Below are 19572 nucleotides of genomic sequence, written 5' to 3'. Positions count from 1 at the left end.
ATGCGCAATAAATCGCCAAAAAGAGCGGACCTAACCCCCGATAACTGTCCAATTGTGCTTTTTTGCACTCCTGTCTATCAACTGTCTAACGAGGCTTCGCGCGTTAATGACGGGATTTCGGCGATATGCAACGTGGAAGTCGGGAAAGCGCAGGAAGCGCCGTGCCCCTCTATTATTTTCAATATCGTTAACAGGATATCCTGCTTGATTTCGTGATATCGCACCCATTCGGTGGTTTTGGTAAAAGTGTATATAAAGAAATCCAGCGACGACGGCGCAAAGCTATTGAAATTGACGATTAGCGTCTGGTTCGTATCTATTTCAGGGTGCCGCTGCAACATCGCCTTTACATCGGCAACTATAGCCGTCATTAGCGGTGCATCTTCATAGCGTATACCGATGGTCTCGTATATACGCCGGTTCAACATACGGGACGGGTTTTCCACCGCTATCTGGGTAAATATGCCATTGGGAATGTAAAGTGGCCGCTTATCAAATGTGCGGATGCGGGTAAGGCGCCAGCCGATATCCTCCACTGTACCCTCGATTTCCTTGTCCGGGGAGCGCACCCATTCGCCCACGGCAAAGGGCCTGTCCAGATATATCATCAGGCCGCCAAAGAAGTTTGCGAGCAGGTCCTTGGCCGCGAAGCCCACTGCGAGGCCGCCGATGCCACCAAAAGCCAAAATGCCGCTGATGCTGTAGCCCAGAAACTGCATGACTACCATGGCAGCGGTGATCAGGATAGAGGCCCGCACCAGCTTGCCGACTGCACGCACCGTGGTCGCATCCATGGGCTTGCCCATGTAACGGGGGTCGCGCAGGTTGCGCTCGACATTGTGGGAGAAGCGCCAGGCAAACCAGGTCAGCGCCAGGATCAAGCCGATTTCCCGGACCGGCTCGGCCAGGGAAAATATCTCCGCCCCGGTTGCACTGCCCGCGCGGCCCGCCGCCATCGTCAGGCCCAACAGCCAGATCAGGACCGGACCGGGCGGCGTCAGCGCTCCGACCAAGGCGTCGTCCCAGGGGCTGACGGTACGTTCGGCCCGCTGCGCCAGACGCTGCACGAATCGGCCAAAGAGCCAGGCTGCCAGCGCCGTCGCCAGTACGATCAAAAAAATCGCCACTATCCAGAAGCGATTGTCCCCCAGCCACGACAGCAACATTCCCTTTACCGATTCCACGAACCACTACCCCTCGTTTTTTATACGATCCATTTGAATTGCCGCTGGCAGCATCCGGCCGTCCCGGCTTCGAATATGCCACCGGCTTGCCGACGGCCCGATTGCCTGATGGCCTGATGGCCTGATGGCCTTGTTGTCTAGAGCGCCGAGGCGAGCCAGCTCCGCGTGCTCTGCCAGCGCTCACTGGCCTCCAGCTCAGCCCAGGATTTTATTCCGGGCCGGCCGCGCATACGTTGCAGCCTGTCACTCGACTGCTGTCGCGGCGTAAAGTCTTTCAATGCCTCGAGTGTCTCGAGAGCTCCTGCGCGATTGTTGCAGACCACACCCATATCGCAACCGGCGTCCATGGCTGCCCTGATCCGGTCGCCATAGCCGCCGGCCGCACCGGCGCCTTCCATGGAGAGGTCATCGCTGAAAATCACTCCGTCGAACCCCAGCCGGCCGCGCAAGATCTCCTGCAGCCAGTAGCGGGAAAAACCCACGGGCTGGCTGTCGACCTGCACGAAACGGATGTGCGCCGGCATCACCGCATCCAGCTCGCCCGCGGCGATACATTCGATGAATGGCAGCGCGTCGGAAGCCATCACCGCCTCCAGCTCGCGCTCATCCTCGGGCAGCTCTTCGTGGCTGTCCTCGAGTACGTGGCCGTGCCCGGGAAAGTGCTTGCCGGTAGTCGCCATTCCCGCTTCATGCATGCCCCGCATAAACGGGCGCACCCGCGCGGACACACCCGCTGGATCGGCGCAGAAACTGCGATCGCCGACAATGCGGCAGTGCTGATCGTCCGCATCCAGCACCGGGGCAAAACTGAAGTCGATACCGACCGCCAGCAGCTCCGCCGCCAGTAACCAGCCGACATCCTGCAGCCGCTCCTTATCCGCCTTCGCACACAGTGCCTGCATCGACGGCAGCCGGGTGAACTCGTCGCGGAAGCGCTGCACCCTGCCGCCCTCCTGATCGACCGCCAGCAGGATGTCGGGGCGCTCTTCGCGAATCGCCGCGACCAGTTCCTGAAGCTGCGCGCGATCGCGAAAGTTACGCGCAAAGAATATCAGTGCCCCCACCAGCGGATGCCGCAGCAGTTCGCGGTCCTCCCCGGTAAGTTCCTGTCCCTCGATATCGATCATTACCGGGCCGAGCAGTGCAGACATGGGAGTTACTCCTTAATACGGAATGATGAATGCGGAATGCGGAATGCGCGGGCTGATTCCTTGTCATCGGGACGGCCATCGGCCGCGGCCATGCAGTCCAGGCGCCTATCGGCCTGTTCGCGGCCAACGGCCGCTCCTATGGCACTCCGTCGCTCGCGAGTCCGCATTCCGCATTCCTCATTCCGCATTGACTTTAAGCATTGCCGCCGCCGCGGGCACCAGTCGCTCCAGGGTTTCGGGCAAGGTGCTCTGGGCGCCAAAATCCTCTCTCAGGATAGCCTCGATCGCATCATAGCTCGACATCGTAAAGATGGTCGCGCCGAGCATAAAGTAGAGACGCCAGTAGAAGGTCACCGGATCCAGTCCCGGCAATGCCTGGGCGAGCAGACCGGCAAAGCGGCGATAGCTGTTTCCGTACCGGGATACTATAAAGCGCCGCAGGTGGCCCTGGTACTGCGTGTAGGCAAGCCCCAGCAACCGCATGAAGCGCTGCGGGTCCCTGCCCTGTTCGGCGAGACTGCCCATCCCTACCCGGTACAGACTCTCGAGCAGATCCTCCACCGTTAAAGCGCCGCCAGCGGCGGCACGCCGATCCAGCTCGCGGGCCAACGCATCGGTAAAAGGCGTCAAAAAGCGCTCGAATACCGCCTGAATCAGTTCTTTTTTCGATCCGAAGTGGTAATTTACAGCGGCCAGGTTGACGCCGGCGGTACTGGTAATGGTGCGCAGGGAAGTTTCGGTAAAACCGCGTTCCGCAAACAGCACTTCCGCCGCATCCAGAATTCGACTGACAGTATCCGTCTGGCTCATAGAGTTCAAACCACCATTTAAAACAGTTGTTTAGCACTGGCCAGATTAGCACATTTCGCGCCAACCGCTGATGCCGTTGCCGCGGGGCGGCCCTCCCGGGGCTTAGCGCAAAGACAAGTCGCAGTCGGAGAGCGCCGCAGCAAGCGCTCTGGGAGAAATCCGGGCCATACACTAGATTGAGAGGAAAACAACAGGGGGCAAACTGCCATGGCACATTTGCAACCGGAGATCGGCAACTGGTTTGAAGACCTGGACAGCGGCCAGCTGTTCGAGGTGGTGGCCATTGACGAGCTGCAGCAGACGGTGGAGGTTCAGTACCTCGACGGCACTCTGGACGAGTTCGAGCTCGATCACTGGCAGAGCTTGCCGGTGATCGGCGCCGCACCGCCCGAGGACGCCAATATCGCCTACGGCCTGAGTGTGACTGAACAGGACTCCAGTGCAAGCGGGGTGGATTTCTATCTCAACCCGCTGGATACGGTGGAAGGCGAGAGTTTTATCGGCACCGATGAATCTCCCTTTTAAATGCGCAGGGAAATAGCGCAGAGACGCCCTACTCCCTCTCCTTGATGTACTCGATGATCACCTCCGCGGCCTCATCCACGGTATCGACGATGCGGAAAAGGTCGAGATCGGAGGCATCGATGCAGCCCCGTTCGAGCACCGTGTCCACCAACCAGTCGTGCAAGCCGGACCAATAGCGCTTACCCACCAGTACAATCGGAAAACGTCGCACCTTATGTGTCTGCACCAGTGTCAGCGCCTCGAACAACTCATCGAGCGTACCGTAACCCCCCGGCAGCCCGACGAAACCCACCGCATGTTTTACGAACATAAACTTGCGCACAAAAAAGTAGCGAAAGTGCAGGCTGATATCCTGGTAGGGGTTGGCCTTCTGTTCGAATGGCAGCTCGATATTGAGCCCTATGGAGGCGCCCGGCTGCGGGTAGGCGCCGCGATTGCAGGCTTCCATCAATCCCGGACCGCCCCCGGTAATCACCGAAATACCTTCCGCGGCCAGTAACTCGCCCAACCTGACGCCCTGCCGGTATTCCGGGCTGTCTTCCGGGAAACGCGCGCTGCCAAAAACGGTGACGGCGCCACTGAGCGCGATCAGGCGCTCGATGCCATCCACCAGTTCGGACTGAATGCGCAGTACGCGCCAGGCCTCGGGCATTTTCGCGTCTAGCATTATTATTCCCTCGTTGTCGCGTAATTCTACGAGCTCTTCTTCGCTTTATTCCTTCCCCTTCAATGTAGCAGTGATTTGCGACATCACTGCGAGCATTGCGCGACCTCGAAATCTGTATATAATCCCAGCAACTGTATATAAATACAGAAACAGACCAGGTAACCCCTATGACCAATCTCACTGCACGCCAGGCCCAGGTACTGGAACTGATCAAAGTCTATCTGGACGAAACCGGCTACCCGCCCACCCGGGCGGAGATTGCTCAGGAACTGGGTTTCCGCTCGCCCAACGCGGCAGAGGAGCACCTGAAGGCACTGGCGCGCAAGGGGGCCATTGAAATGGTCGCCGGGGCATCGCGGGGCATCCGCATCCCGGACCACCAGACCGGCCTGCCGATTGTCGGCCGGGTGGCCGCGGGCAATCCGATCCTGGCGGAGGAAAATATCGAGGACTACTGCAATCTGCCCGCGGACTTCTTCCACCCGCCGGCGGATTACCTGCTGCGGGTACACGGCATGAGCATGCGCGATGCCGGCATTCTCGACGGCGACCTGCTGGCGGTACAGAAAACCGATCAGGTGCGCAATGGCCAGATCGTCGTGGCGCGCATCGAGGATGAGGTGACGGTCAAGCGATTCCGGCGCAAAGGCAACCAGGCCACGGTACAGCTACTGCCGGAAAACGACGATTTCGACGTGATTCAAGTGGATATGCGGGATAAGAGTTTCGCGATCGAAGGACTGGCGGTGGGCGTGATTCGCCAGAGCCCCTGACCGCAGGCGCGGCTTTTTCGCACTGGATTTGCAGGAGCGGCGACCGCCAGGGATGGCGGTCGCCGCTCCTACATTGTTCTATTTGGCTGCGTATTGATCGATTAGTGCACCGTGTGATTGATCGGCAACAGCTCGTCGTCTTCGTCCAGATAACCCGGCTCCAGATCGTCTATATTCTGCACAGCTTCGATGCCGGCCTCCAGCATGGCGCGCGCAATCGCAACCTTGTGATCGCGCAGGAACTGCAGACTCTCCGCTGAAAAGTGGATGCGCACCAGCGGGTCCTCCTTGTGGCCGGCGCGGCGCAGTGCCACATCACCATTGGCCAGCTCGATAATTTCAAAGGTCTCGGAGGACATTCGCTTCTCCCTTCGCAGCACATCAGTTTGCGCGCAGTGTACCACAGGCATCCCGGGAGTTTCAGCGCTGCACTTGGCCGGCGGCGCTCGGGAAATGCGAAGGCGGCCCGCTACCACTCTTCCGACTGAGCGCGCTGACGTCGCACCAGCTCATTGAGGGCAGAGTGCCAGTCGCGCAATAAATCATCAGTGAGCTGCACCGGACCGGGTGCGGAAAGATTCTGTGCCGGGATCAGGTTGGCGGATTCGCGTTTGCGATCAGTTTCGCCGGAAAAACTCCACAGCTGCACCCATGAGCTCTGCAATCCCGCGAGCCAGCTATCGGGGTCCGCGGCCAGCCCCTCCAGCTCCGCCGCCTCACTGCTGGTTTTGCCGAATGCGCGAGCGCGCTCGCCCAGCGCCTGGGCGGATTCCGGCTCCGCGTTCAGCTGCAGCTGGAAGGCCAACTCCGCGAGGAAGGCGCGATAGGCCCGCCACAACTGGAACACGGCCGCCTCCTGTAACGCGGCGCGCTGCAGGGGTGCGCCGCCACCCGCCTGCAGTAACAGCTCGCTCTTGCGCAGTGCCGAGGCGACAGAGCCGGTATAGGGATTAGCCCGCATTTGTCGCAATCCTCCTACTGCGGCGGCCCAACAGCACGCCCTGATTGGTTTTCACTCGGTCGGAGCCGAGGCGTCGGACCGGCTCGACATACGGCAAGTATGCCTGCGCGCTCCTCCATTAGCGACAGCCAGTCATGCCGTACTCTGGAACCGCCTCGCTACGGACGATTGTGACAAGTGCGGGCTTCATTTGCGTTTCGCCGCCGCCTTCTTGCGCACCGGCTTGCGCTTGGCTGTGCTGGTCTTGCTGCCGGCATCGATCTGCCACTTGCCGTCGCGGTAGAAAGCCCGCCAACCGGTGGCCTTGCCCTCTTCCTCGGACTGCACATACTGTTCCTGGGTCTTGCGGCTGAAGCGGACCACGGTATCGCGCCCCTGGTCATCTTCCGTCGGCGCAGAGAACAGGAAGCTGTACTTCGGATCAATTTCGCTCTGGTGCGGCAGCAATTCCTTCACCAGCGGTGCGCGGGTCTCGCGGTTCTTGGGGAACTGGCTGGCTGCCAGAAACAGCCCGGAAGCGCCGTCGCGAAGAATATAGTGGTCGTCCACCTTCTCGCAGGGCAGCTCCGGCATGGGTACAGGATCCATTTTCGGCGGCGCCGGCTGCCCATTCTTCAGCAGCTTGCGGGTATTCTTACAGGCTTCGTTGGTGCACCCGAAATATTTGCCGAAACGGCCGGATTTCAGCTGCATATCGCTGCCGCACTTGTCGCACTCGATCAAAGGTCCGTCGTAACCCTTGATCTTGAAAGTGCCCTGCTCTACCTCGTAGCCGCTGCAATCCGGGTTGTTGCCACAGATATGCAACTTGCGGTGCTCGTCCAGCAGATAACTGTCCATGGCCGTGCCGCACTTGGCACAGCGGCGCTTCTCCCGCAACTGGCGGGATTCCGCTTCCTCGTCCTTGTCCGCGTCCACGGCCTCATCGCCGGACACCAGGTTCATGGTGTTGGTACAGCGCTCTTTCGGCGGCAGCGCATAGCCTGAACAGCCGAGGAACACCCCGGTTGACCCTGTGCGGATCTGCATGTGGCGACCGCACTGACTGCACGCAATATCTGTGTCGGTCGGTGTGTTGCGACGCATCCCACCGTCGGCGGCCTGGGCCTTTTCCAGTCGCCCGGAGAAATCTTCGTAAAATTCGTCGAGCAGTTCTTTCCAGCCCTTTTCGCCGTCCGCCACCGCATCCAGGGATTCTTCCAGGTTTGCGGTAAAGCCGTAGTCCATCAGGTTCTTGAAGCTTTCGCTGAGGCGATCGGTAACGATATCTCCCATTTTCTCCGCATAGAAACGGCGGTTTTCCAGGCGCACATAGCCGCGATCCTGGATGGTGGAGATAATCGAAGCATAGGTAGACGGGCGGCCGATACCGCGTTTTTCCAGCTCTTTTACCAGTGCCGCCTCGCTGTAGCGCGCCGGCGGTTTGGTGAAGTGCTGCTTCGGTTCCAGCTTCTTCAGCGCCAGTTTTTCGCCGACTTTGACATCCGGCAGCACCAGGTCCTCGTCCTTCTTGCTGACCGGCGGCGCCACTTTGAGGAAGCCGTCGAAACGGATCACACGGCCACGGGCGCGCAGCTCAAAATCACCGGCATTGACCACGATGGAAGTGGAAGTGAACTGGGCCGGCGTCATTTGGCAGGCGACGAATTGCTGCCAGATCAGGTTGTACAGACGCTCCGCATCCCTTTCGACCCCGGACAACATATTCGGCTGTATGCGGACATCCGACGGGCGAATTGCCTCGTGCGCTTCCTGGGCCCCCTCTTTGCTGCTGTAGCTGTTGGGGGACTCCGGCAGGTATTTATCGCCGAACTGTTCACCGATAAATTCCCGCACCGAATCCACCGCTTCCTTACTGAGGTTGGTGGAATCGGTACGCATATAGGTGATATGCCCGGCCTCGTACAGGCGCTGGGCCAACATCATGGTTTTCTTGACGCTGAAGCCGAGGCGGTTGCTCGCGGCCTGCTGCAGGGTAGAGGTAATAAAGGGCGCTGTCGGCTTGGAGCTGGTGGGCTTGTCGTCCCGTGCACCGACCACAAACTCGCTGGCCTGCAGCGCCTTGGTGGCGGCACTGGCCTGCTCTTCATTCGTCGGGCGGAATATCTCGCCGGCCTGCTTCTTGACTTCCAGGCGCAGAGCATCGGCCTGGGCGGTTGCCGTATCCGCAAACAGTGTCCAGTACTCTTCGGGAATAAAAGCGCGAATCTCGCGTTCGCGCTCGACCACCAGGCGCACCGCCACCGACTGTACACGGCCGGCGGAGAGACCGCGGGCGACCTTTTCCCACAGCAGCGGTGACACCATGTAGCCGACGATCCGGTCGAGGAAGCGGCGCGCCTGCTGGGCATTGACGCGGTTGATGTTCAACCGGCCCGGATCCTTGAAGGCCCCCTGAATCGCGGACTTGGTGATCTCGTTGAACACCACGCGACGGTAGCGCTCGTCGTCTCCGCCGATCGCTTCACGCAGGTGCCACGCGATGGCCTCCCCCTCGCGGTCCAAGTCCGTCGCCAGATAGATATTGTCCGCCTCGGCGGCGAGCTTGCGCAGTTCGCTGACCACCTTTTCCTTGCCCGGCAGTATCTCGTAGTGGGCGGCCCAGTTGTGATCCGGGTCTATGCCCATGCGCTTGATCAACTGCTCGCGGTTCTTCTTGCGCTTGTAGACCTCTTTGTCCTCGGGGGACAGCTTGCGGGTCTCAGCAGCGCGGCGGGCGCGCTCCTTGGCATCAACCGGTTGTTTGCCGCCACCAGCGGTGGGCAAATCGCGAATATGACCGACACTGGACTTCACGACGAAGTCCTTGCCGAGATATTTGTTGATGGTTTTCGCTTTGGCCGGTGATTCGACGATGACCAGTGATTTACCCATAAGCCCTTGATTTCAAATAAAAAATTTACTGCTTTCGCACAACTGGCGGGCCCCTGGCTCGGGGCCGCAATGCGCGAATATATAAGCTCCGCCCCCGGTGCGGTCAAGCAAGTGACGCAAATTCCCGAAATCGGTCACAGGATTTGCCGGTCTACCGGCAGGGCGCAGATAGCCGCCGATCGCGCACAAAATCCCGGTATTTCGCGTCATTTCAGGGACATTCCCGCGATCCTATTCCCGCTCTGCTTCCCTGGGCTTCGGCTGCCGTATTGCTTCTTCTATAGTGGGGCGAAACTCGCCCAACGCGTTTTCCAGGGCCTGGAAGGCGCCATCCCCGCCGCCCTCCTGCCACTGAACCCCGAGACCTATGTGATGCGCCGAGATTGCACAGGCGTCTTTCGGCAATTGGTCCAGCATTTGTCGCAAAGGTTCCCACGCGGGCTGCGGCGCGGCGCGGCCGTTGCGCCAGTCCCAGCGGCCGGCGAAATGCATCTCGTGTTCGACCCGCTGCAGCTCCAGTATCCAGCCGAGTTGCAATCGGCGACTATCCGCCCAGCGGCTGTAATAGACCGCGGCCGTACCCTTTCCCAGTGCCGCGGGCAGCGCCTTCATTTGCACCACCATGCCCGACTTGGCGGCTCGTCCACGCAAATCCGCGAGGCGGCGGTCGCGCTGGCTGGGCTTCATCCACATCACCGGTCCCAGCACGAGGGCGACGGCAAAGAGAATGATGATCAGGGGAAGCCAACCGGACATAACGACTCCTTGTCAGTGGAATATGGCGTCTATTGTGCGATGCCCTGCGCCAATTATGTCAACCAGTTTTTTTTACAGTAGACTTTCGGGGACTAGTCCGCGCAAATAAAGCGCTCGCGCAAATCAGGGAAAGGAGCAGAGCGAACTATGGCCAGCTACAAACGCATTCTCGTCGGCCTGGATCTTTCCGAGGAATCCTCCCAGGTCCTGGACAAGGCCAGCGAGCTCGGCAGGGCATTCGCTGCAGACCTCAGCCTGGCGCATGTGATAGAGCCGTTGACGTTTGCCTACGGCGGTGACATTCCAATGGACCTCTCCGAGGTCCAGGAGCAGTTGCAGTCCCAGGCCAAGGAGCAGTTGCGCAAGGCGGCGGAACAATTGAATGTGCCGGCGGAGCGCCAGCACGTGGTCCTCGGCCAGCCGGCGACAGAAATCCACCGCCTCGCCGAAGAGCTGGAAGTGGACCTGATCGTGATCGGCAGCCACGGCCGTCACGGACTGGCCCTACTGCTCGGCTCCACCGCAAACGGTGTATTACACGGCGCCGGCTGTGACGTGCTGGCGGTCAGGGTGCATGTGGAGTAACAGAGGTCAGGGGTGAGAGCTCAGTGAAAGACTCAACCGACTAACCTTGTCCCGGCAACCGAACGCTGATCACTCACCACTCTCCAGTTCCGACCAGCGCTCGAACGCAGTCTCCAGCTGCGCCTGTTTGTCAGCGAGCCGCTGCAGCCTCTCTTCCACTATCTCCGGCTCCTGTCGATAAAATTCCGGCTGCGCCACTTCCTGTTCAAGCCCGCCAATTTCCTCCTCCAGCTGCTCAATAAGGGCCGGCAGACTGTCCAGCTCGCGCTGCAGTTTGTAGCTGAGCTTTTTCTTCTGTGCCGGCGGCTTGGCCTCAACTGCGACACTCTTCTCCGCGGCGCTCGCCGCCGGCTTTGCCCGCTCCGCCGGTGTGGAAAAGCGGCCCCCCTGGCGCACAAAATCGCCATAACCGCCGACATATTCCCGCACGCGCCCGCTGCCTTCAAAGGCGAGACAGGAATCCACCACATTGTCGAGGAAAGCACGGTCGTGGCTGACCAGCAACACAGTTCCCGGAAACTCCAGCAGCAGCTGCTCGAGCAATTCCAGGGTTTCCACATCCAGGTCGTTGGTCGGCTCGTCCAGTACCAGGATATTGGTCGGCTGGCTGAACAACTTGGCCAGCAGGGCGCGGTTGCGTTCGCCGCCACTCAGGGCCGCCACTTTGGTGCGCGCCTTGATACCGCTGAACAGGAAATCCGCCAGATAGGACATCACATGGCGGCTTTTGCCCCCGACAGTGATCGATTCGCGCCCCTCGGCGATATTGTCCAATACCGACAGTTCCGGATTGAGCTGGTCCCGCCGCTGGTCGAAATAGGCGACCTGCTGCTTGGTGCCCAAACGCAACTGCCCGGAGTCCGGCTGTAACTCCCCCAGCAGCAGCCGAATCAGGGTACTCTTGCCGACGCCGTTGGGCCCGATCAGGCCGACCTTATCGCCGCGCATCAGGGTAAACGAGAGATCGCGAATCAGCGGCTCCTCCCCCGGGTAAGCGAAGGAAACATCGGCCAGTTCCGCCACCAGCTTACCGGACATCTCGCCGGCATCCAGCGCCATGCGGGCGACCCCCTGGCGGTTCCTGCGCGCGTCGCGCTGGCGCCGCAGTGCCTGCAAGGCGCGCACCCGGCCCTCATTGCGGGTGCGGCGGGCCTTGATGCCCTGGCGAATCCAGGTCTCCTCCTGGGCGAGTTTCTTGTCGAACAGGGCCTCGTGGCGCGCCTCTTCTTCCAGCAGCGCCTCCTTTTCCTGCTGATACCTATCGAAACCGCAGCGGAATACGCGCAGGTGTCCGCGATCCAGGTCCCACACCGTCTGCGCCAACCGCTGCGCCAGGGCGCGGTCGTGGCTGACAAACAGCAGTGCGCCGCGGTAGCTGGCGAGGAAGTCTTCCAGCCACTCAACCGCGGCGATATCCAGGTGGTTGGTGGGTTCATCGAGGATCAGCAGGTCCGGCTCTGTCACCAGCGCCCGCGCCAGCGCGGCACGGCGCTGCCAGCCGCCGGACAGGTCCGCGACCGAGTCGTCGCCATTCAGACCGAGCCGGTCGAGCACGCTGTCGATGCGCGGCAGCAGATCCCAGCCGTGGGCCGTCTCGATGCGCGACTGCAGCTCGGCAGCGGGCTCGACGCGGTAGTCCGCCAGCCACAGCCCCACCTCACCGAGTCCGCCGGCGACAAATCGGTAGACACTGTCCGGGCAATCCGTCGGCAACTCCTGCTCCAGAGTCGCCAGAACCAGGCCACTAGCGCGCACAACCTCGCCGCCATCTGCATCGATCTGGCCGGCAATCAGGCGCAAAAGGCTGGATTTACCCTCACCATTGCGCCCCACGAGACAAATGCGATCGCCCCGCTCTATCTTCGCACTGACCTGATCCGCCAGCACCTGGGTCCCGTAACGTAGACTGACCCCATCCAACTGAAGCAACATAAATAAGCACTACAATTACTAGTACCGGTCCAGAATCTAACAGCCCCCGAGGACTGTGGGGGAAATCAAAACCGGCATGTGAAAAACGGATATTTTACGCATTTTTTACTGCACCGCTCTGTTAACTTCTCTGTTAACTTAAGGGGTGCGAACTTTCAATCGGGTGATTGTGATGTCGATTGACGCAAAGGGAATCGCGTTTCTGTTATCTCTGCTGATCTCTTCCCTATCAGTATTTCCACAGGCGCGGGCAGACGAGAGCGCTGCCGAAGCGGCGGTCGCACAACGAGCGAAGCTACAGGCCGCGCGGATGGCGATTGCACGCAATGATCAGCGCAGCCTGAACGATCTGAAGCAGGAACTGAAAGACTATCCGCTGCGACCCTATATCGACTACTGGGCCATCAGTAAAAAGCTGTCCCGCCTGCCCTTCGACGAGATCGACCAGTTCCTCGCCGATAACCAGGACACCGCTATCGGCGACTGGATGCGCGTGCGGGTATTGCGCGAGCTGGGCAGCCGCGAGCGCTTTCGCGAATACCTGAAGTACTACCAGCCCGAAAAGATCACCCGCGATTCCCTGCGCTGCTATTACGCCGACGCCCTGTCCCGCTACGGCGACAGAGAGGCTGCCTATCGCCTGGTCGAGGAGCTGTGGCTGGTGGGCAGCTCCCAGGCGGAGGAGTGCGACCCGGTTTTCGCCCGCTGGATGAAGCAAGGCGGTCTCAGTCAGGCGCTGGCCTGGCGGCGCCACCAACTGGCAGTCGAAAGCGGTAACCTGGATCTCGCCACCTATGTCGCCGGCAAGATGGACCAATCCCACGCGCAGATGGCCGAACTGTTGCGCTCGGTGCACCTGGAGCCGGAGCAGATCCTTAATTATTCGCGCTTTGTCAGCGATAAAGCCGAATACCGCACCATAGTCGTCCACGGACTCCACCGCCTGGCGCGCAAAAATGCCGCCAGCGCCGAGAAGGCCTGGCAGCGCTACCAGGCCAGTTACCTGTTCAGCGATCGCGAGCGGCAAGAGATGCTGCGCGACCTGGCGCTGCAGTTTGCCCGCCAGGACAATATCGCGGGCCTGCGGCAACTGGCGCAAGAGCGCGATATCGCCGATGAGCGCACTATCGAATGGCTGGCGCGCCAGTCCCTGCGCGAGCTGGACTGGGAACAGGTGGCATTCTGGATAGACCGGCTGCCGGAGGCGGAACAGCAGCGCGACCGCTGGCTCTACTGGAAGGCCCGCTCACTGGAGGAGCTCTACGGCAAGGGTCGTACCGACGCGGCAGTGCACCTGTACCGGGAGGCGGCCAAGGAGCGCAGCTACTACGGTTTCCTCGCCGCCGACACCCTCGGGCAGCACTACAGCTTCGTCGACCGCCCCGCCCCAGTCACGCCAAATCAGGTAGAACAAATGGCGATGCGCCCGGCCATGCAGCGGGCGCGGGAACTGCAGGCCATTGGCGAGCTCTACCACGCGCGCCGGGAATGGGATTTCGCCACCACGGGTATGAGTCACGAAGAGCTGCTGACCGCCGGCAAGGTGGCCAGCGCCTGGGGTTGGTACCACAAGTCGATACAGTCCGTACTGGCGGCGGATTACCTGGACGACCTGGAACTGCGCTTCCCGCTCGCGTTCGCCGACATCGTCGACGATGTCAGCAAGCGTATGGGCCAAAAGACCGCGCTGGACCCCTACCTGATCTACGCCGTGGCCCGCCAGGAGAGCCACTTCAACCACGACGCGAAATCCACCGCCGGCGCACTGGGACTGATGCAGTTGCTGCCGTCGACTGCGCGCGCCACCGCCCGGCGAGCCGGCGTGCCCTACAGGCGCAACTGGGACCTGCTCAGCCCCAGCACCAATATCGCGCTCGGCAGCTTTTACCTCAGCACTTTATTGAACCGCTTCGACAACAACCGCTTTCTCGCCGCTGCCGCCTACAACGCCGGACCCACGCGGGTGGCGAACTGGCTGAGAGAGACCAAAAACCAGCTGCCCTTTGACGTGTGGATAGAAACCATCCCCTACGTCGAAACCCGCAACTATGTACAGAACGTGCTGGCTTACACAGTGATTTACGCCTATCGCAGTGGCACAAAATTGCCTCTGCTAAGGGAGAATGAGGCGGCAAGCAAGCTTTAGCCTGTAGCCTGTGTGGTGTGGTATCGCTAGATGCGCTGGCGCAGCCAGTCGTTCAGCTGCGCGCGGTCAAACGGCCAGATGCAGACGTCGCGAGGATCACCGAGACCGACCACCGGAATCTGCGTCGCAAAATGCTCCAGCAGCTCTGGATCCTCGGCGATATCCACCTCCTGCAGCTGCAGCCGGAACTGCTCCAGCTGCGGCCAGATCTCAAGCTTGGCCTTTTCGCACAAGCTGCAACCGAGCGTGGTGTAGAGATAAAGCTTGCGCGCCATGGACGTCAGAGGAAACCCTGGTTGCGCGCCCAGAAGTACCCCAGGATCCCCGCGGCGAGCAGCAGTCCGCCTATCCGGGGCCAGACTCTGCTGCCCCCATCTTCGACCGCGGAACTCCCCTGAAACTGGCGCCGCCCCTGCATCGTCTCGGCAACAGAGGTCAGGTGAGGCTGGACTACGGCCCCTTTCACCTCTTGGCTGGCCCCTTTCACCTCCTGACCGGCCACTTTCACCTGCGGAATCGAAACCGCGGGCCGCAATGTCGTTTTGTCCAGATCCTCCGCCGGGCCCACGACACTGAAACTGAGCGTGTCAAATCGCAACTCGTCCCCGCGCCGCACGCGGGTTTCGACAATGCGCTTGTTATTCAGGTAAGTGCCGTTTGCAGAGCCCAGGTCGGTGACAAACAACAGCCCCTCGCGCACTTCCAGTCGCGCGTGACGACGGGACAAATGCGACAGGGAGAAGGTGATATCGCATTCGTCCGAGCGCCCCACCACAGTAATCTCTTTCACCGGAAAGACCTTGCCGGCGATCGCAGGGTGATTTGCCCTGAGCGCCCAGGTGGCACTGCTGGCGGGCTTCGCCGCTCTCAGCTTCGTCACTTTAGGGTCCACTATCTTCAGAATCCGCTCGCCGATTTGCAGCTGATCGTTAACCTTGACCTCGCAGCTGCCCTTCACCGGACTGCCGTTGAGCAAAATTTGCCCAGTTCCAGACAGGCTGTGGAGCGTCAGCACGTCATCCCCGACGGTAATCTCCGCATGCAACTTGGCCACAGATTCGTCGGCAATCGTCAAATCACAATTGGCCGCGCGCCCCACAGTCACTTTAGGAGCCACCAACCACACACTCAGGTTGGCATCCTTCAGGTCACAGAGTTTGAGCATGAGATCTATTCCTCTACCTGCCCCGCGGCAGCAATAGTTACTGCGCCCAGGGGGCAGTAACGATGTCAATTTCGCGGCAGCACCCTGCCTCAACATAAGCCCGTATCAGATGAGTTGAGTTTACCACGAGGATTTTCGTTAGCGTGTGATTCGGTTTGCAGCTTACAATGGCCGAAGTGTCTAGTGTCCTGTAAGGTACTAAATGCAATTATCAGAGCCCCCCAAATCGTTCACAGTTAGGCGCCGCTCGTAGGGAATGGCAGGCCCTTTCCAAGAGCGGCAACGCAGCTGTGGGCCCTCTTCACCTATAAAGAGGGGGGGCTCCCTTCGGGCGGGCCGCTAAGCAGCCATCTACGGCGTTGCATTTGCTTGACGTAGCCCGCTATGTCTGCGCAAATGCGCCTTGTATCTGGCCGCTTAGCGGCCCGCTGATAACCGCATTTAGTACCTTACAGGACACAAGGATCAGCATTGCGCCGACAAGTACAGCAACTGCGCCAGGCACCTGCCAGTGCGGGATTTTTGCAGTTCCCCAGGGATGACACCATCGGCCATCACAATAATCGATGGATCGCCGGATGAATCAGAATAAAGACAGGTAGTTGCACGCCAGTGAGTGAAGCCAAAGTACGCGAAGTATCGCGGCACAGCGGGACAGTCCAGCGGACCAGTGGCGCTACGCGCAGCGCCGGCGCAACCCACCCCGGCTATAGGCGAGAGCAAAACGAAGACGCCTACTGGGCGGACGAGCAGCGGGGAGTCTGGGTGGTGGCCGACGGTCTCGGCGGCCACCAGGCCGGCGAGATCGCCAGCAAGACAGTAGTGGAAGAAATACAACGCTCCGCCGCCACCGACCGCCATTACGAGCGCGCGCTGCAACGCGCGCACGCGCTTCTCCTCGGTGACGAACAGAACACTGCCAATATGGGTTCAACGGCAGTGGTCGTTGCCGAAGACGGCGCCTACTTTCACGTTTATTGGGTCGGCGACAGCCGCGCCTACCTGTGGACACCGGGCGAAGGCAGCGGCCAGCTTAAGCAGCTCACCAGTGACCACTCCTATGTGCAGATGCTGGTGGATTCCGGCGCCATCAATTCGCTGGAGGCGGCCAATCACCCCAATCGCCACGTCATCACCCGCTGTATCGGCGGAAGCACCAATCCCAAGCTGGAAATCGATCGGGTCTCCTCGCCCTGGGTGCCGGGCCAAAAGTTATTGCTTTGCAGCGACGGCCTCAGTGCCGAGGTCGAGCCCGAGGAAATTGCCCGCATACTGGCAGAAAACAGCAACAATCGGCGTGCCGCCGACCTGCTGATCGGTGCGGCACTGGACACGGGCGGCAAGGACAACATCACCGTCCAGGTCATCGATGCGCCCAATCCGGCGCCACCCATCGGCGGAAAGTGGACGTCGCGCACAAGCAAGGCGCTACGCGCTTCAACGCAACAGCTTAGGCTGAGCGGTAAACTGCTATTCGCAATCATTGCACTCGGCATGATCGCCGCCTTCGCCGCCTTCGCCGCCAGGCTGTTCGCTCAAATCTGATTCAAGGGAAAGCGCTCAATGGAAGTCGTCAGTACCAGTAATTCCTCGCTGGAAATCCCCGGTTACCGGATCCTCAAGAAAATCAACCAGGGCGGCATGTCCACCGTCTATCTGGCAATTCAGCGCAGTGTCGGCCGCCAGGTGGCGCTCAAAGTGATGTCGCCAGTGCTCAATGCCGACCCCATTTTCAGCGAGCGCTTCCAGCGCGAAGCCAACATCGTCGGACAGCTGTCACATCCGAATATCGTCGGCATTCACGATATTGGCCGCTACCGCAGCCTCAACTATATCGCCATGGACTATATGGCCGGCGGCTCGGTATCCGACCGGCTGGCAAAAGGGATCATGGAACCACTGGAGGCGCTGAACGTCGCGCGGCAAATCGCCTTGGCGCTGGACCACGCACACGGCAAGGGCTATGTGCACAGGGACCTGAAGCCGGAAAATATCCTGTTTCGCGAGGACGGCTCGGCGGTACTGACAGATTTCGGCGTAGCGCGTGCCGTGGCCCGCACCACCCGGATGACGAATACCGGCATGGTGGTGGGGACACCGCACTACATGAGCCCGGAGCAGGCCCGCGGCGCAGCGATCGACGGCCGCGCCGATCTGTACAGCCTGGGCGTGGTCTTTTACGAGATGATCACCAGTGCCGTGCCCTACCAGGCCGATGAGGCGGTGGCCATCGCCATCAAACACCTGACAGATCCAATTCCGCGGCTACCGGCGCGGCACTCCCTGTACCAGAGTCTGATCGACCGCTTCCTCGCCAAGGACCCGGACCAGCGTTTCCAGCGCGGCCTGGATATCGTGGACGCCATAGATCAGTTGGTTGCTGCCCTGGCCGGCAAGCCGCCCGTGCAGAGTACCCAGCTCAACAACACCTCGGTGCGCGTCTCCAGCCTGATGCGCGCTCTGCTGCTGACACTTTACGGGACCCTGAGCGATCAAGTCGCCAGCGCCTGGGCCCGCTGGCGCGACAAACCGCTGCATGAGAATCACCCGCGCGCAGAGCAGGAAACCATCATGCGCATCCACCAGGTGATTCAGCAGACACCCCAGCGCAAGCGCCGGCAGTGGCTGCTCGGCGGCCTGCTGACAGTATCCGCGACCTTTGCCTGGCTGCTCTTCAGCCTGATCGGCTTCAAGCTCCAGTGGCAATCGGAATACCCGCTGCTGAATAGCGCCAGCCGCTTCACAGCAGAGCTGCTGCTCCCCGAAGACATTGCGGCTCTCCCCGCCGGCGATCCGTCGATCTCACCGGCAACAGATTCCGGCGCAGAGGCAATGACCGCTGGCCAAACGACGCCAACGCCAATGCCGCTGGCCGCTGCGCCATTGCCGGGCGCCACAACAGAGGTCGCCGAGGCGGCCGATACAGCGCCGCCTGGCGCCACAGATGCGGTGGCGACAGCGCCGCCGGCAGCGGAAACCACTGCCGGCGGGCCCGCCGAAGCCGTCGGCGACGGCGATGAAGTGCCAACCGAACAAGCTGCCATCGAGCAGGCGCCGCCACAATTGTTCAAGCTCAGCGTGCGCGCGCAGCCGCGCGACGCGCGAGTGCGGATCATGAATATCACACCGCGCTACCAGCCCGGTATTGAACTGGCGCCGGGCAAGTACGACCTGGAAGTCAGCAAGCCCGGCTACGCGACGGTACGCCGTTGGATTGTCATCGACGACCGCAACCTCACCGTGCCGGTGGAACTGGAACGCCGCTACGTTGCCGGTAAAAAGATCCGCTCCCCGCTCGCATCCGGCGATCGGGGCCCACAGATGATCGTGGTCAAGGCGGGCAGTTTTAGAATGGGCAACAGCAAACGCGCTTTTGCCAGCCCGGCACATCGGGTTCGGATCGAAAAACCTTTTGCCATTTCAACGCACGAAATCACCTTCGACGAATACGACCGCTTTGCCGATGCAACCGGCGCGGCCCTGCCCGGCGATGCCGGCTGGGGACGCGGCAAGCGTCCGGTAATCAACGTGAGCTGGCACGATGCCGAGGACTATGCAGAGTGGCTGTCCCGGGAAACCGGCAGGCGCTACCGTCTCGCCAGTGAAGCGGAGTGGGAGTACGCCGCCCGCGGCGGCGAGCGCCTGCCCTTCTGGTGGGGTGAGGACGACGCGCGCGGCAAGGCGAACTGCCGGCGCGGCTGCGCCAGCGAGTTCAACAGCATATTCAGCGCCACCAGTGCACCGGTCGGCCACTATATGGCAAACAGCTTCGGACTCTTCGACACCGCCGGCAACGTGGCCGAATGGGTCCAGGACTGCTATCTGGGCGACTACAGCAAAAGCCGCAGCGACAGCCGCCCGGTAGAGATTGGCAATTGCGAACTGCGCACGGTGCGCGGCGGCTCCATGCGCGATCCGCTGAACAACGTCAGCTCGGACTATCGCGAAGGCCTGAGCGAGAACAGCATGTCCAGGGAAGTGGGCTTCCGCGTAGTGATGGAACTCGAGTGAATGCGGACAAATTTGCCTGGAGCAAATTTGGA

The 19572-nt window shown here is 60.9% G+C and carries 17 protein-coding genes; 6 read left to right on the top strand and 11 right to left on the bottom strand.

Annotated elements, in window-relative coordinates; translation table 11 throughout:
* Positions 1–77: 77 nt before the first annotated feature.
* The 3 genes from RRF64_RS01570 to RRF64_RS01560 form a co-directional block, all read right to left on the bottom strand.
* Complete coding sequence (locus RRF64_RS01570) at positions 78–1184, bottom strand: mechanosensitive ion channel family protein (protein ID WP_422732602.1); 1107 nt, start codon at positions 1182–1184, stop codon at positions 78–80.
* Between the two features lie 137 nt (positions 1185–1321).
* Entirely contained in the window at positions 1322–2335 is a 1014-nt protein-coding gene (nagZ, locus tag RRF64_RS01565; RefSeq protein WP_323844068.1) for a beta-N-acetylhexosaminidase, read from the bottom strand.
* Between the two features lie 177 nt (positions 2336–2512).
* Positions 2513–3145, bottom strand: a complete 633-nt coding sequence (locus RRF64_RS01560; protein WP_323844067.1) for a TetR/AcrR family transcriptional regulator — start codon at positions 3143–3145, stop codon at positions 2513–2515.
* Positions 3146–3352: 207 nt separating this feature from the next.
* On the opposite strand from RRF64_RS01560, the gene RRF64_RS01555 reads away from it, so the two are divergent.
* Positions 3353–3670 carry a DUF6763 family protein gene (locus tag RRF64_RS01555; protein WP_323844066.1) on the top strand — a complete coding sequence of 106 codons (318 nt, stop codon included), beginning with the start codon at positions 3353–3355 and terminating at the stop codon, positions 3668–3670.
* Positions 3671–3698: 28 nt separating this feature from the next.
* On the opposite strand, the gene RRF64_RS01550 is transcribed toward RRF64_RS01555, so the two are convergent.
* On the bottom strand, positions 3699–4337 hold the full coding sequence (locus tag RRF64_RS01550; protein WP_323844065.1) for an LOG family protein: 639 nt from the start codon (positions 4335–4337) through the stop codon (positions 3699–3701).
* 167 nt (positions 4338–4504) lie between these two features.
* Between RRF64_RS01550 and lexA the strand changes: the two genes are divergently transcribed.
* Entirely contained in the window at positions 4505–5110 is a 606-nt protein-coding gene (lexA, locus tag RRF64_RS01545) for a transcriptional repressor LexA (RefSeq protein ID WP_323844064.1), read from the top strand.
* 101 nt (positions 5111–5211) lie between these two features.
* On the opposite strand, the gene RRF64_RS01540 is transcribed toward lexA, so the two are convergent.
* The 4 genes from RRF64_RS01540 to RRF64_RS01525 all read right to left on the bottom strand — a co-directional run bounded on the left by RRF64_RS01540 (position 5212) and on the right by RRF64_RS01525 (position 9701).
* Positions 5212–5469, bottom strand: coding sequence for a hypothetical protein (locus RRF64_RS01540; protein WP_323844063.1), 258 nt, complete (start codon positions 5467–5469; stop codon positions 5212–5214).
* Between the two features lie 110 nt (positions 5470–5579).
* Complete coding sequence (locus RRF64_RS01535) at positions 5580–6071, bottom strand: DUF6586 family protein (protein ID WP_323844062.1); 492 nt, start codon at positions 6069–6071, stop codon at positions 5580–5582.
* Between the two features lie 186 nt (positions 6072–6257).
* A complete protein-coding gene (topA, locus tag RRF64_RS01530; RefSeq protein WP_323844061.1) occupies positions 6258–8945 on the bottom strand; it encodes a type I DNA topoisomerase in 2688 nt (895 codons plus the stop codon).
* A gap of 231 nt (positions 8946–9176) precedes the next feature.
* Positions 9177–9701 (bottom strand): hypothetical protein, encoded by a 525-nt coding sequence (locus RRF64_RS01525; RefSeq protein ID WP_323844060.1) that lies wholly within the window; start codon positions 9699–9701, stop codon positions 9177–9179.
* A 147-nt stretch (positions 9702–9848) separates the two neighbouring features.
* Here RRF64_RS01525 and RRF64_RS01520 point away from each other — a divergent pair, with 147 nt between their 5' ends.
* Entirely contained in the window at positions 9849–10286 is a 438-nt protein-coding gene (locus RRF64_RS01520) for a universal stress protein (protein ID WP_323844059.1), read from the top strand.
* 69 nt (positions 10287–10355) lie between these two features.
* Here RRF64_RS01520 and RRF64_RS01515 read toward each other — a convergent pair whose 3' ends face one another.
* Positions 10356–12218, bottom strand: a complete 1863-nt coding sequence (locus RRF64_RS01515; RefSeq protein ID WP_323844058.1) for an ATP-binding cassette domain-containing protein — start codon at positions 12216–12218, stop codon at positions 10356–10358.
* Positions 12219–12390: 172 nt separating this feature from the next.
* On the opposite strand from RRF64_RS01515, the gene RRF64_RS01510 reads away from it, so the two are divergent.
* Positions 12391–14364 carry a transglycosylase SLT domain-containing protein gene (locus tag RRF64_RS01510; protein ID WP_323844057.1) on the top strand — a complete coding sequence of 658 codons (1974 nt, stop codon included), beginning with the start codon at positions 12391–12393 and terminating at the stop codon, positions 14362–14364.
* 26 nt (positions 14365–14390) lie between these two features.
* Here the strand turns inward: RRF64_RS01510 and RRF64_RS01505 are convergent, their stop codons facing one another.
* Together RRF64_RS01505 and RRF64_RS01500 are read right to left on the bottom strand one after the other, a co-directional pair.
* Positions 14391–14639, bottom strand: a complete 249-nt coding sequence (locus tag RRF64_RS01505; RefSeq protein ID WP_323844056.1) for a glutaredoxin family protein — start codon at positions 14637–14639, stop codon at positions 14391–14393.
* 5 nt (positions 14640–14644) lie between these two features.
* Positions 14645–15529 (bottom strand): FHA domain-containing protein, encoded by an 885-nt coding sequence (locus RRF64_RS01500; RefSeq protein ID WP_323844055.1) that lies wholly within the window; start codon positions 15527–15529, stop codon positions 14645–14647.
* A gap of 612 nt (positions 15530–16141) precedes the next feature.
* Here RRF64_RS01500 and RRF64_RS01495 point away from each other — a divergent pair.
* Together RRF64_RS01495 and RRF64_RS01490 are read left to right on the top strand one after the other, a co-directional pair.
* Positions 16142–17074, top strand: a complete 933-nt coding sequence (locus RRF64_RS01495; protein ID WP_323844054.1) for a PP2C family protein-serine/threonine phosphatase — start codon at positions 16142–16144, stop codon at positions 17072–17074.
* 18 nt (positions 17075–17092) lie between these two features.
* Positions 17093–19540, top strand: a complete 2448-nt coding sequence (locus RRF64_RS01490; RefSeq protein ID WP_323844053.1) for a bifunctional serine/threonine-protein kinase/formylglycine-generating enzyme family protein — start codon at positions 17093–17095, stop codon at positions 19538–19540.
* Positions 19541–19572 lie beyond the last annotated feature (32 nt).

The organism is Microbulbifer magnicolonia, from assembly GCF_035117725.1.
Classification (GTDB): domain Bacteria; phylum Pseudomonadota; class Gammaproteobacteria; order Pseudomonadales; family Cellvibrionaceae; genus Microbulbifer; species Microbulbifer magnicolonia.
The sequence above is the reverse complement of the archived record's forward strand: the minus strand, read 5'-3'. Positions and strand labels throughout refer to the sequence as shown.